Origin of the sequence: Verrucomicrobium sp. BvORR034, assembly GCF_000739635.1 — a bacterium.
In the GTDB taxonomy this organism is placed as follows: domain Bacteria; phylum Verrucomicrobiota; class Verrucomicrobiia; order Verrucomicrobiales; family Verrucomicrobiaceae; genus Verrucomicrobium.
In genome coordinates this window covers 84,728-97,656 of record NZ_BATQ01000049.1, presented here as the reverse complement: position 1 = coordinate 97,656, position 12,929 = coordinate 84,728, and the positions used below count along the sequence as shown (strand labels likewise).

Annotated in this window: 8 protein-coding genes; 6 read left to right on the top strand and 2 right to left on the bottom strand. The window is 60.5% G+C overall.

The features are described 5' to 3' along the window. The first annotated feature begins 316 nt into the window (after positions 1 to 316). The 6 genes from BV034_RS09125 (at position 317) to BV034_RS09100 (ending at position 10,421) form a co-directional block, all read left to right on the top strand. Complete coding sequence (locus BV034_RS09125; protein WP_050026244.1) at positions 317 to 1,642, top strand: hybrid sensor histidine kinase/response regulator; 1,326 nt, start codon at positions 317 to 319, stop codon at positions 1,640 to 1,642. A 296-nt stretch (positions 1,643 to 1,938) separates the two neighbouring features. After that, a complete protein-coding gene (locus tag BV034_RS09120; RefSeq protein ID WP_050026242.1) occupies positions 1,939 to 4,203 on the top strand; it encodes a TonB-dependent receptor in 2,265 nt (754 codons plus the stop codon). A 67-nt stretch (positions 4,204 to 4,270) separates the two neighbouring features. Continuing rightward, positions 4,271 to 4,879, top strand: coding sequence for a YfiR family protein (locus BV034_RS09115; protein ID WP_050026241.1), 609 nt, complete (start codon positions 4,271 to 4,273; stop codon positions 4,877 to 4,879). Positions 4,880 to 4,897: 18 nt separating this feature from the next. After that, positions 4,898 to 6,580: a methyl-accepting chemotaxis protein gene (locus BV034_RS09110; RefSeq protein ID WP_050026239.1), complete on the top strand. Its 1,683-nt coding sequence runs from the start codon at positions 4,898 to 4,900 to the stop codon at positions 6,578 to 6,580. 13 nt (positions 6,581 to 6,593) lie between these two features. Further along, positions 6,594 to 8,960: a response regulator gene (locus BV034_RS09105; protein WP_265592801.1), complete on the top strand. Its 2,367-nt coding sequence runs from the start codon at positions 6,594 to 6,596 to the stop codon at positions 8,958 to 8,960. 6 nt (positions 8,961 to 8,966) lie between these two features. Continuing rightward, on the top strand, positions 8,967 to 10,421 hold the full coding sequence (locus BV034_RS09100) for a fused response regulator/phosphatase (RefSeq protein WP_050026237.1): 1,455 nt from the start codon (positions 8,967 to 8,969) through the stop codon (positions 10,419 to 10,421). A gap of 137 nt (positions 10,422 to 10,558) precedes the next feature. On the opposite strand, the gene BV034_RS09095 is transcribed toward BV034_RS09100, so the two are convergent. Together BV034_RS09095 and cheB are read right to left on the bottom strand one after the other, a co-directional pair. After that, positions 10,559 to 11,815, bottom strand: a complete 1,257-nt coding sequence (locus BV034_RS09095; protein WP_063768722.1) for a response regulator — start codon at positions 11,813 to 11,815, stop codon at positions 10,559 to 10,561. A 14-nt stretch (positions 11,816 to 11,829) separates the two neighbouring features. Continuing rightward, the gene (gene cheB, locus BV034_RS09090; protein WP_050026233.1) at positions 11,830 to 12,912 is read right to left on the bottom strand and encodes a chemotaxis-specific protein-glutamate methyltransferase CheB; all 1,083 of its coding nucleotides are present in this window, start codon (positions 12,910 to 12,912) and stop codon (positions 11,830 to 11,832) included. Between the last annotated feature and the right edge of the window lie 17 nt (positions 12,913 to 12,929).

Genomic DNA, 12,929 nt, shown 5'->3' with positions numbered 1-12,929 from the left:
ATCCCAATAAGTTCTATAAACGCATCGCGCGGATTATGACATTTACAACGACGTCGCCATTAAGATGGCGAGGAAACGCGTCTTTTAGGACAATTCCCGACCCTTCGATCTGCCATTTACTTATTAAATTGCATTTTTGAATAACTCTGTCATTAATGGTAAAAATCCGCCGATAACAATCCCGAATACCGGCTGATCTCCACCTGAGGGGCCAGAGCCCCTTCTCCACCCCACTCCCGGCCCGTCTCCACGTGCTGTTTAGGGCGCTGTTTGTTGCGCGTCTCCCGCTGTTTCAGGACTTCCCCTACGTGCTCACATGAATGCCGAAGAAACGCTGCTGGAGGGTGCCCAGCTCAAGGCCGTGGATCTGGCCCGCCTTCCCATCCGCATCCTCTGCATCGAGGACAATGACTCCGATTTCCTTCTGCTCCAGGAGCATCTTAAAGACGCGCCTTTCGAAAAAACGCCTCAGTTGATCCACGCCCGTTCTTTGAGCGATGCCAGCGCCAGGCTGGAGGAGGCGGGTGACGACCCGTTCCACGTCATTCTGCTGGATCTCAATCTCCCCGACGGCCACGGCCCAGAGACCTATCACCGGGTAAGGGAGCTGGCCCCACTCACGGCCATCACCATTCTCAGCGGCACCACGGATCACGAGTTGGCACTCACCTTTGTGCAGCAAGGTGCCCAGGACTATCTCCCCAAAGACTCGATCAACGGTGATCTGCTCATGCGCTCCATTCTCTACGCCGTGGAGCGCCAGCGCCACCGCCGGGAGATGGCTGAACTCAACGAGCGCCTCCGCGCTGCCAAGCTGGAACTGGAGACAGCCCAGATGCAGCTCATTCAGGCGGAAAAGCTCGACTCTCTGGGCCGTCTGGCCGCCAGCGTTGCCCATGAAGTGAAGAACCCGCTCGCCACTATTCAGATGGGTGTGGACTACTTCCAGCGACGTCGCACCACGTTGCCGGAACCCGCCTGCACCATGATCGACTACATGCAAGACGCGATCTCTCGTGCTGAACGCATAATCCACGAGATGCTCGACTTCTCCCGCTCAGAGACGTTGCAGATGCGGCCCTGCTCCATGAATGATCTGGTGACTGACGCCATTCACATGGTACAGCATGAACTTACCCGCCGGAAAGTGCAGGTCGTGACGGAACTTACCGAAAATGTGCCTGAGATTCGGGCGGATCGATCCAAGCTGGTTCAGGTCATCATCAATGTGATCATCAATGCTGCACAGGCCATGCCGAATGGCGGCGTCGTTCAGGTCCGCACCATGCATGGCGAGCTGATCACCATGCATCGCAACGAAGGCCTGCGTGAGATGGACCTGCTGCGTCCCGGAGATCAGGTGGTGTTGTTGGAAGTGATCGACCATGGGCCCGGCATCCCGCCGGAGATACTGCGTCGCATCTTCGAACCTTTTTTTACCACCAAGCCCACTGGTGAAGGCACTGGTCTGGGTCTTCCCGTGGCCAAACGCATCGTCGAGCTGCATCGCGGCCACCTTCAGGTGAAGAATCTTGAAGAAGGGCCCGGGGTGAGAGTGCGAATCATGCTCAAAGCAGACTTCACTAACATCTCCAAGATCCTACCCACTGTGGATACTCCGGCTGAAGGCGTGGCATCGTGAGTCACAGAGAGAGGTTGCTTTTTTACATGCCTAAACTTTTGAGCTTCCCAACTTATGTCATTTCCGCTATCCATTAATGCAGCAAGCAAACAATGGTCGCAGAAAGTTCAGCCCATGAGCATGCGCATACTGCCACAACATGGCGCTGTCTTCATGGTGAATGCAAGCTGGCACCGCCACGCGCCTTTTTGCTGCTGCCTCCCAGGCCGGGATTGATGACATGGCCATGGCCCATGCTCCGGCAATAGCGCGCACGCACAAGGATTTGTCAGTGCATCATCCATCCCAACCCAGCCATGAACTCTTACCATGCTCTGGCCCGGAGTGGCGCGGCAGCCGTCCCCAAGGCTGTCTGCCGCCCAGGCATCGCCGGAGCCTTCGCGCTCCTTCTCTACGCCCCCGACCTCACCGCCCAGGCTCCCGAAGGCGCGGCACAGATCAACCCACCCGCACAGACTCAGCAACTCAAGGAGCTGAGCCTTGAAGAACTGATGAAGGTGCAGGTGGCCACCGTCACCACCGCCTCAAAAAAGGCTGAAAAAGCCACGGATGCTCCCGGGACTGTCATCGTCATCGACAGCACCGACATCAACCTGCGAGGTTACACCCAGCTCAGTGATGTGGTGCGGGATCTTCCCGGCATGGATGTCTCGGAATATCTGTTCACAGAGATCGGCACCCAGGTTTCTGTTCGCGGCATCACCGGCAACAACAAGATCGTGGTGTTGGTCAATGGCATGAGGGTGAACCCGCCGGGCGGTGAATACTTCCCCCTGCGCTCCGATTTCAGCGTTCGTGGTGCCGAGCAGATTGAAGTGATCTACGGTCCCGGCTCAACCTTGTACGGGCAGGATGCCATCAGCGCGGTGATCAATGTCAAAACCAAGAACCCGCCTGCAGACGGTCGCTTTGCCATCCAGGGGGCGATTGAAGGCGGCTTCAATGCAGAACGCGAAGCCTGGGGCTCCTTCGGCAAGGTCTTCGATGCCGAGGAAAACATCTCTCTGACCGGCTATGTCCAGTATCACGACTCAGAACTCAGCCGGTTGGACCGCGAATATCCCGACTGGTGGAAGGAATTCCGGAACATCGCGAAGACCAAGGGCCATGGCACCAGCCTGGATCGCATGGACTATGGCTTGAATGCCTTTGCCAAGTTTGAGTACGGTGATTTCACCATTCAAAGCTGGTATCGAGAGTCCGAGCGCAGCAGTTCCGAGGGGTACGGTCCTGCCGTTCTCGGGTTCCTGCCTGAGGCACGATGGCAGGATCGCTCGTGGGTCACAGAAGCCAAGCACGTGTGGCACATGTCAGACAAAGTGACGCTGGATTCCGCCATCACCTACAACTGGTACGAAGTGGACCCCCACAGCCGGTACATCTTCCCCCAGGATCAGAACCACTGGTTCTTCAACGACTACAAGTACGCGAACGGTACCAGCCTCAGTATTGAGGAGACGCTGCGCATCGAGTTCTCCCCCACCGTTTCAGCACTGCTGGGCGGCATTTATACGAACTACGACATCATCCCCAAGTCCACGGTGCCAGGGGGAGCAAACCGCGGCAGTGATGGCAGCATCGTTCAGCAGGGCGGGAGCTTTGTTTACTACACTGAGGCCGGCAATCCCGAGTCCCGCCAGGAAATCCCCCGGGTGGTGGAGGTGGACTTTGAGCGTTATGGGGCCTATCTCGAAGTGGGCTGGGAGATCACCCCCTCCCTGAAAGTCATCGCCGGCGGCCGCGTGGACAAGGACACGCGCATCGAGGATCCCTCCTACACTCCGCGTGGCGCGATCATCTACAAGGTGACGGACGAACTCACCGCCAAGTACACCTACTCCTGGGCGTACATCTCCCCGGCACCATACTTCGGCTTCGCCACCTATGATCGCGGAGACGTGCTTAACACCTCGAACCCTGAGCTGCAGCCGGAGACGTCCAAGACCCACGAGCTCAGCTTCACCTATGTGAAGGACAAGGTGGATCTCGGGTTGAGCATGTACTACGGGGAGCAGAGCAACCTCATCCTCGTCTCCGATGTCGGCTCTGAGCCCAACATCCTCCAGGACCTGGTGTTCCTTGATGTCGCCGGCACCCAGACCCGCACCCTCACCCGCACGGTGAACAGCGGCACGAGCCACAACGCGGGCGTGGACCTCTACGGTCGTGTCAAACTCGCCCGTAGCCTCAGCACCTGGTTCTCCTACTCCTACACCACCTTCGAAGCGGAGACCGCAGGCGAATTCAGCGGGCTCAATGGCATCTCTGCCCACAATTTCCGCCTGGGTGCCACCTGGGCGGTGACCGACAAGTTCTTCATCACCCCGAGTCTCGTCGCCCGCTCCACTCCCAGGAATCTGCAGGCCGGGTATCTGGCAGACGAGATGAACACACCGTGGGAGCTCAATCTTCATCTGCTCTACAAGCCGACGGACCATGTCGAAGTCTATGCCAGCATCCGCAATCTGACCAACAACCAGAATGCCACCACCGCCTTCCTCCCCTATGCCCAGCCGCAGGAGACCTTCGGTGGGGTGCTTGGCCTCCGGATCAGCTTTTGACAATCGCCCGAGCCACTCACTGTTGTTTCCATCAACCTATTTCCGTCCCACTCGCTGCACTCCCTCCATGAATACCATGGCTAGCAACGCGCCCCACCATCCCGGGTTTCACCTCCGGCCCCGGGACTGCCGCGCCCCCCGGCCGCCTCTGTGTATTTTCCTCGCACTACTCCTCGCCATCCTCCTTCCGGCCCCTGCCGCAAAGGCCCAGTCCAAGGAATATGAGGTGAAGGCCGTGTTCCTCTTCAACTTCTCCCAGTTCGTCAAATGGCCGGCGCGTTCCTTCCCGGACGCCAATGCCCCGTTGATGATCGGCGTGCTCGGAGACGATCCTTTTGGCGGTGCCCTGCAATCCGCGACCCGGGGAGAAACATCCAACGGCCGCAAGATTGTGGTCCGGACCGGGCGCCGGGTCGATGACCTGCGCGGCTGCCAGTTCATCTTCGTCAGCCGTTCGGAGATCGGTCGTCTGGGGGAGATTCTCGCGGCCCTGCAAGGGTCTGGCGTCCTGACCGTGGGGGAGAGCGATCAATTTTGTGACCAGGGCGGCGTCATCAACTTCACCCTCCAGGGCGGCAAGGTCGGTTTCGAGATCAATGTGGCCTCGGCCCAGCGTGCCGGTCTGGAGGTCAGTCCCAAGCTCGTTCGGCTGGGAAAGATTCACCGTGGAGGCTGACCCAGGAAGGAACTCACCATGATTCGTTTTCGAGAAGTGCCCATCAAACGCAAGCTCATGCTGGGTGTGCTGCTGTCGAGCACGGCATCGCTCCTCCTCGCGAGCCTCGCCTACGTGACCTATGAGCGCGCCACCTATCGGGCGGACCAGACGCGCACCCTTACCATCCTGGCGGATGTACTGGCGGCCAACAGCACCGCCACACTTTCCCTCTCCGAGGCAACGGACACCAAGGGCGAAGCCGAAGAGATCCTCAGCGCCCTGAGCGCGGAGCCGGACATCGTCTCCGCAGCCCTCTATGGCGAAGACGGCAAGCTCTTCGCCACCTTCCTGCGCGAGCGGGGCGAGCCGCCCTCCGCCACCGCTCCCACAGACGAAAAAACGGTATTTACCGGGAACCGCATCATCCTGCCCCGTCCGGTCACCCTGGGGGGCAAACGCATCGGCACTATCTGCTTGGTCGCAGACACCCAGCGCATCAACGCCCATCTCCGCCGCTACGTGGAGATTGGGGTCGTGGTCTTGGTAGCTTCCCTGCTGCTCACGGCCTTTCTCGCATCCATCTTCCAGCGCATCATCTCCCGGCCCATCCTCGCGCTCGCCAGCGCTGCCCAGCAGGTGGCGGACAAGAAAGACTACAGCGTGCGTGCGGAACGCTTCGGTGGCGATGAGCTGGGCAAGTTTACCGATGTCTTCAACCAGATGCTCACCGCCATCGACCGGCAGAGCAGTGAACTGAAGACTGCTTTGAAAGAGATCGATGAAAAGCGGTTCGCCCTGGTCTCCGCCAATGAGGCCATGCATACGCAGACCAGCCAGATCACCGAGAGTGTGGATGTGCTGGGCTATTCCGCCCGGGAGATCCTGAACTTCACCACCCAGGCCTCCGCCACCGCCTCGCAAACCGCAACTGCCATCACGGAAACAACTGCCACCGTGGAGGAGGTGCGCCAAACGGTGCACCTTTCCAGTGAGAAGGCGCGCAATGTCGTAGAGTCATCTCAAAAGTCCGCCCAGATCTCTGAACTCGGTCGCAAGGCCGCCGGCGCCAGTGTGGAGGGCATGAACCGCATCCGCCAGCAGATGGAGGCCATTGCAGAGAGCATGGTACGACTCAGCGATCAAACCCAGGACATCGGCCAGATCGTCACTGCCGTGGAGGACCTTGCCGCCCAGTCCAATCTGCTGGCAGTGAATGCCGCCATTGAGGCCGCCAAGGCTGGTGAGCAGGGACGCGGCTTCGCCGTCGTCGCCCAGGAGGTGCGCAGCCTGGCCGAACAGTCCCGCCAGGCCACCACCCAGGTGCGCGCCATCTTGAAGGACATCCAGAACGCGACCAGTGCCGCCGTGATGGCGACAGAGATGGGCACCAAGGCCGTGGACGCCGGCGTGCAACAATCCACGCAGGCCGGCGACTCCATCGTGGCCCTCACCGAGAGCGTCAAACAAGCAGCGCAAGCCGCCGAGCAGATCTCCGCCTCCACCCAGCAACAGCTGGTGGGCATGGACCACGTGGCCACCGCCATGGAAAGCGTCAAACAGGCCAGCGGTCAGAATGTGGAGAGCGCACGCCACCTGGAAGCCGCGGCCCGTCGCCTCAATGAAATGGGCGAGAAACTGCAACACATGGCGAGCCAGTCTGCTGCTGCCGCCCTGGCCGTTCCCAAGACTGTGACAGGACCCGCCTCAAATGGGGTTTGAGACAGCCGTGGGCGTGTCTCCTCTCATCTCCCGACGTCAGCTTCACCGTTTCATGACCGACGACGAGTTCCTCGACAAACTCCGCGAGGCCTTCGCCGTGGAGGCGGGGGAACACATCCAGGCGCTGACATCCGGCCTCCTCGCAGCGGAGAAGTCAACAGATCCAGAAACTCGCAAGCCAATCTTCGAAACCATCTTCAGGGAGGCGCACAGTCTCAAAGGAGCCGCCGGAGCCGTGGATCACAGCAGCATCCAGACACTCTGCCAGGCGCTGGAGAGCGTCTTCTCCCACTGGAAGCAAAAGCCAACAGTGCACATCAGCCAGGAAAGCTTCGATGTGGTGAACGGTGCGGTTGACCTCATCACCCGGCTGCTGCAAGCGGCGCTCCCGGCCGCAGGAGCTGTGCCCGTGCACAACATCTCCGGAACCGTGCGGCGCATCCAGTCACTGCTGCGCCCTGCACCACCCGATTCAGCGCCCTCTCCAGGTAGGCTTCAGGAAGCTCCTGCCCCGGACGTGCCGCAGTCCTCAACCAGCGCCGCCCAACCCCTTCCCACTTTGCCTGCTGGGTTGGCAGACCGAACCCCACCTCCCCAGCAGAACGAGCCGGACATCGCCTACACCACAGAGACTGTCCGCATTCCCGTCAGCCGTTTGGATGCGCTCCTCCGCCAGGTGGAAGAGATGGTGGCGGCCAAGCTCGCCAGCCACCAGCATTCCGAGTCCCTGCGCGTGCTGTCCGACCACATGGTCACCTGGCAAAAGCGCTGGTCCAAAGTGCACCGCCTAGTCCGCCCCGCCCCAGGCGAAGACCATCGCGCAGCCCTCGACCGGTGCCAGGAATTCATCCAATGGACTGCGGAGCACCTCCGCCTCATGGAAAGGCAGCTCACCCTCTCCAGCGCTGCCGCCGCCCAGGACGAGCGTTCCATCAGCGCTCTGGTGGAACAATTGCTCGATGACACCAAGCGCCTCGTCATGCTCCCCTGCGCGACCCTGCTGGACTTCTTTCCCAAGGTGGTGAGGGATCTTTCCCGCGACCTCGGCAAGGAGGCCGAGCTTGTCATCCGTGGTCGGGAGGTGGAGATGGACAAACGTGTGCTGCAGGAGCTCAAGGATCCGCTGCTGCATCTCGTGCGCAATGCCATGGATCACGGAATTGAGGACAAACAAGTCCGTCGTGATCGGGGAAAGCGGCCGGGCGGCCGTCTGGAAATCACCGTCACCCCGCAAGATGGCAACAAGGTGGAGATTCGTGTGCAGGATGACGGTGGCGGCCTTGACACGGCCCGCATCAAGGCGGCCGCGGTGTCAGCCGGATATCTGACCAGCGAGCAAGCCACGCTGTCCGACGATACGATGGCCCATGAACTGGTCTTCAAGTCCGGACTTTCCACCAGTGCCATCATCACGGAAATCTCCGGCCGCGGCCTGGGCATGGCCATTGTTCAGGAGAAAGTCGAGAAGCTGGGCGGCAGGATCGCCATCACCAGCACGATGGGCTCCGGCACCTGCTTTACCATCACCGTCCCCGTGACCCTCGCCACCTTCAAAGGTATTCTTGTTGAGGTCGCCGGTCACGTGTTTGTCGTACCTACCGCCAGTGTGGATAGGGTGAACCGCCACCGGCGCTCTGACATCCAGACGGTGGAGAACCGTGAAACGGTGCTGGTGGACGAGCATCGCCTGCCCCTTGTGTCCATGGAGTCGGTGCTGGAGCTCCCCCCACGGGAGCATCCCTTCCCCAGCGAATTTGTTGTTTCCGTGGTCCTCGGCGACGGCGACCGGCGCGTCGCGTTCACGGTGGATGGCATCCTGAATGAGCAGGAGGTGCTGGTCAAACGGCTGCGCAAGCCCATTTCCCGGGTGCGGAATGTGGCGGGCGCCACCGTGCTACCCTCCGGCGCCCCGGCCATCATTCTCAACACCTCCGACCTGCTTCAGTCCGCCGCCCGCTCCCCCTCCCCGGTGCGCAAGCGGCATGCGGCCATGAAATCCCGTCGGATCGGGGCTCCCGCGCGCAAGATCCTTGTCACCGATGATTCCGTGACCTCCCGCATGCTTCTGAAGAACATCCTCCAGTCCGCCGGATACGACGTGTCCATCGCCGTGGACGGCGTCGAAGCTTATACCGCCCTCAAGACGCATGAATTCGACCTGCTCGTCTCCGATGTCCAGATGCCTCGCATGGATGGCTTCGATCTGACCGCCAAAATCCGCGCCGACAAGAAGCTGGCAGACCTGCCCGTTGTCCTCGTCACTGCCCTTGGTTCCCGTGAGGATCACGAGCGGGGTGTGGATGTGGGGGCGAACGCCTACGTGGTGAAGGGCAACTTTGACCAGTCGAACCTGTTGGATGTCATTCGCAAACTCCTCTAAATCGTCATGAGCGCCCTCGAAGAAATCAGCATGAAAAATGTGGTGGTCCTCAGTGTCGAGGACAGCCCCACCCAGGCGTTGCGCGTCCAGTACATCCTCGAGCGCCAGGGCTGCCGGGTGATCAATGCGCGCAATGGACGTGAAGCCCTGCAGATCATCGGCCAGAACCAGCCCACTCTGGTCATTACAGACATCAACATGCCGGAGATGGACGGGTACGAGCTCTGCCGCCACATCAAGGATGATCCCGCGCTCATCGGCCTTCCGGTCATCCTGCTGACCTCGCTCTCCGATCCCAAGGACATCCTCCGGGGACTGGAATGCGGCGCGGACAACTTCATCGTCAAGCCTTACGAGGAGGAGTTCCTGCTCTCACGCATCCAGTATGTGCTGGCCAACCTGGAACTGCGCAGGGCATCCGAAGGATCGCAGGTCAGAGAGATCTTCTTTGCCGGCCACAAGTACGAGCTCAATGCCAGGCGAATGCACTCCATCGACCTTCTCCTCTCCACCTACGAAACAGCCGTCCAGAAAAACCTCGAACTCAGCAGCGCCAAAAACAAGCTTGAGCAACAGGCCGGTCAGCTGCGCGAAAAGAATGCTGAAATGGAGGCAGATCTTGAGATGGCTCGCGAGTTGCAGTCGTCTTTTCTACCCCGCCACTATCCCGTCTTTCCAGCCTCAGCCTCTCCAGAACAAAGTGCCATTCAGTTCTGCCACCGCTACGCCACCACCACGGAGCTCGGAGGGGACTTCTTTGACATCCTCCGCCTCTCTGACCATCAGGCTGGCGTCTTCATTTGCGATGTGATGGGTCATGGGGTTCGTGCCGCCCTCGTCACCGCCATCATTCGCGGGCTGGTGGAGGAGATGGGGGCTGCCGCATCCGACCCAGGCAAATTCCTTACGGAGGTGAACCGTTCCCTCTGCTCCATCCTTCATCAGACCGTCACCCCGCTTTTCGCCACCGCGTTCTACCTCGTGGTGGATGTGGCCAACTCCCGTCTGCAATGGAGCAATGCCGGCCATCCCGCACCCTATCATGTAAACCGCATCACCCACGCCGTCTCTCCTCTGGAACTACCGGGTCAGAAGCCCTGCCCGGTGCTGGGCCTCATGGAGACCATCACCTATCCCAGCCTGAAATGCGACCTCGACGCCGGAGACCTCATCATGCTGTTCACAGACGGGCTCTATGAAATAGAGGCACCGGATGGTTCCTACTTCGAGCAGGAGCAACTGGCCCGGCTCGTGGCCCGGCATGTGAAACTGCGTACCCCCGACCTCTTCGACACCGTCATCGCCGAGCTCAAGAGTTTCTCCGCCTCCGGCAATTTTGAAGACGACATGTGCCTCGTGGGCGTGGACGTGCTCCATCTTCACACCGCAGCTCCGGCTGCCAGTCCGGGCACCGCAGTCGAAGAAGAATTGGCGGGCATTGGAGGCGCGTCACGCCCATAGCTGCTCCACGCTGCCCATGCCGAAGGCATCCCAGACGGTAGCCAGGGGCCGGGCGAGTTAGACGAGCCCTGCCCCTGGAAGATACAAGAAAAATTTGCACCCTGAAAGGGTGCCAGAACGCATCGCTCTCCCCCGGCTCACCGCCCCGGCTGCGCCCCCAAGGTGAAATGAAACGTGGCGCCCCGATTCAAGGCCCCATCTGCCCAGATCCTTCCGCCGTGGCGATTGATGATCCGCTGCACCGTCGCCAGGCCAATGCCCGTTCCCTCAAACTCATCATCCCGGTGAAGACGCTGGAACACACCAAAGAGCCGGTGCGTCTGGCTCGCGTCAAACCCTGAACCATTGTCTCGGATATAGATCACATCATCGCCGCCGCCCCCGTCTGCCGTGCCAATCTCAATGACCGCACGCTCCTTGAGGCGGGTGTACTTTATGGCGTTGGAAATCAGATTCACAAACACCTGCCGCAACAGCCCCGGATCCGCCCTCAACACCGGCAGGAGCCCCTGATGCCACTCAATGTACCGCCCGGCGGTTTCTGCCTCCATTTCCCTCCGCACTTCCGTTACCAACTTCCCTACATCCACCTCCTCCAGATTTAACTCCGCGTGCGCCGTCCGGGAGAAGGAAAGCAGATCATCGATCAGGCGCCCCATCTTGTCTGTCGCCTGCTGAATCAGTTCCAGATACTCCTTCCCTTGAGCATCCAGCCCTTCGCTGCAACGCTTCGCCAGCAACCCTACAAAGCCGCGCACATGCCGCAGCGGCGCCCGCAGATCGTGGGAGACGGAGTACGAGAAGGTTTCCAGTTCTTTGTTCGCCGCCTCCAGGCGGGCATTCAGCCGTTGCAGATCCTCCTGGGCCCTCGTCAACTCCCGGTTCCGGTGGATCGCCGCATCATAGGTGGAAAGCAGGAGATTCAGAATCTGCGTCCGGTTCGCGGAAATTTTATGCCTGCTCCCCGCCACCACGAAATCCACTCCAGGGCTGTCCAGATCCGCGGGCTCGGCCGGCCCGGCCGCCAGCACCTCCCTCACCCGCCCCAGCAGGTAAGCCTCGTCATAGGGCTTCAGGATGAAGTTGTCGGCATGACACTTCAATCCCATGATGACATCCTCCAGGTCAGACAGTGCCGTCACCAGGATCACCGGCACCTGTTTCAACTCCGGAGTCTCCTTCAGCCTGCGGCAGAATTCATAGCCATCCATCTCCGGCATGATGACATCGCTGATCACCAGTGTGGGTGGCCGGGACCGGGCCGACTCCAGGGCCAGCCTGCCGTTGGACTTGGTCGTGACGGAGTAGCCCTGTTGCTTGAGGATGTGCTCCAGCCTGCAGGCCTGCGTCGGACTGTCCTCCGCCACCAGGATTTCCACTTGTTCCGGTTTCATTTCACTGCCGGGGTTCATGTTGTTACCTCCCTCTTGCCTGTCTGGTTTGCCAGCGCCACGAGCGCCGCGGCGATTCCCTCGGGGGACAGTACGTACATGGCCGCCCCCAGCGTCATGGCCTCGCCGGGCATCCCGTTCACCACGCACGTCTCCTTGTCCTGCACTAGGGTCACCGCTCCCAGTTCCCGCATCTGGCGCAGTTCAGCCGCGCCATCCTTCCCCATACCGGTGAGCAACACGCCGATGGCGTCGCTGCCGCACACCTCTGCCAGTGACCGGAACAGGTGAGATACTGAGGGCCGCAGACCGTTCTCAGGGGGACGTTCATTCACACTCAGAAGCCCCCCGCCTGTCAGGGCCAGATGCCTGCTGTCGGGCGCCACATACACGTTTCCCGGTTGAGCCAGTTGCCCATCCACCGCCAGTTGCACCCGCATCCGGCTCTCCTTGCCCAGCCACTCGGCCATCCCTGCGGCGAATCCAGGCGTGATATGCTGTACCACCAGCACGGGGATGGGATAGTTTTGCGGCAAGGCAGAGACGATCGCCTTGATAACCGCTGGTCCTCCTGTGGAGGCCCCTATGCCGACAGCCTTGAACCGATGCTTGCCCGCCTCCGCAAGGATGGAATTCACCGGCAGCACAGGTGCCAACCCCATCGTGGGGGCCGGCCAATGGCGCACCACTTTCACCTCTGACATCAGCTTCACGGTCTGGAGCAAGTTGGCGATCTTCCGGCCGTCGTCAGCCGTGCCCGTCCCCACAGGTTTCGCGACACAGGCAACCGCCCCGGATTCCAAAACGCGGAACGTGGTCAGCATCTCTCGTGGGTCAGACACACCGGAGCAAATGACCACCGGGACAGGCTGCGTCTGCATGATGGACTTTGTCGCCTCGCTTCCGTCCATCCTCGGCATGTGAAAGTCCATGAGAACTAGATCGGGACGATGCATACGGACAAACTCCACTGCGGCCTTTCCATCCTTCACCGTCCCCACCACTTTGATTCTCGGATCCGTCTGCAGGATGTGAACCAGCACCAGGGTGGCCACGGCGGAATCGTCCACCACGAGCACCCGGATGTCGTCCTCAGTCATATGCAGTGAGTGGATGA

Coding starts and splice junctions, on each gene's coding strand:
- BV034_RS09095 (WP_063768722.1), bottom strand. CDS start 11,815: ATGAAACCGGAACAAGTGGAAATCCTGGTGGCGGAGGACAGTCCGACG.
- BV034_RS09115 (WP_050026241.1), top strand. CDS start 4,271: ATGAATACCATGGCTAGCAACGCGCCCCACCATCCCGGGTTTCACCTC.
- BV034_RS09100 (WP_050026237.1), top strand. CDS start 8,967: ATGAGCGCCCTCGAAGAAATCAGCATGAAAAATGTGGTGGTCCTCAGT.
- cheB (WP_050026233.1), bottom strand. CDS start 12,912: ATGACTGAGGACGACATCCGGGTGCTCGTGGTGGACGATTCCGCCGTG.
- BV034_RS09125 (WP_050026244.1), top strand. CDS start 317: ATGAATGCCGAAGAAACGCTGCTGGAGGGTGCCCAGCTCAAGGCCGTG.
- BV034_RS09120 (WP_050026242.1), top strand. CDS start 1,939: ATGAACTCTTACCATGCTCTGGCCCGGAGTGGCGCGGCAGCCGTCCCC.
- BV034_RS09110 (WP_050026239.1), top strand. CDS start 4,898: ATGATTCGTTTTCGAGAAGTGCCCATCAAACGCAAGCTCATGCTGGGT.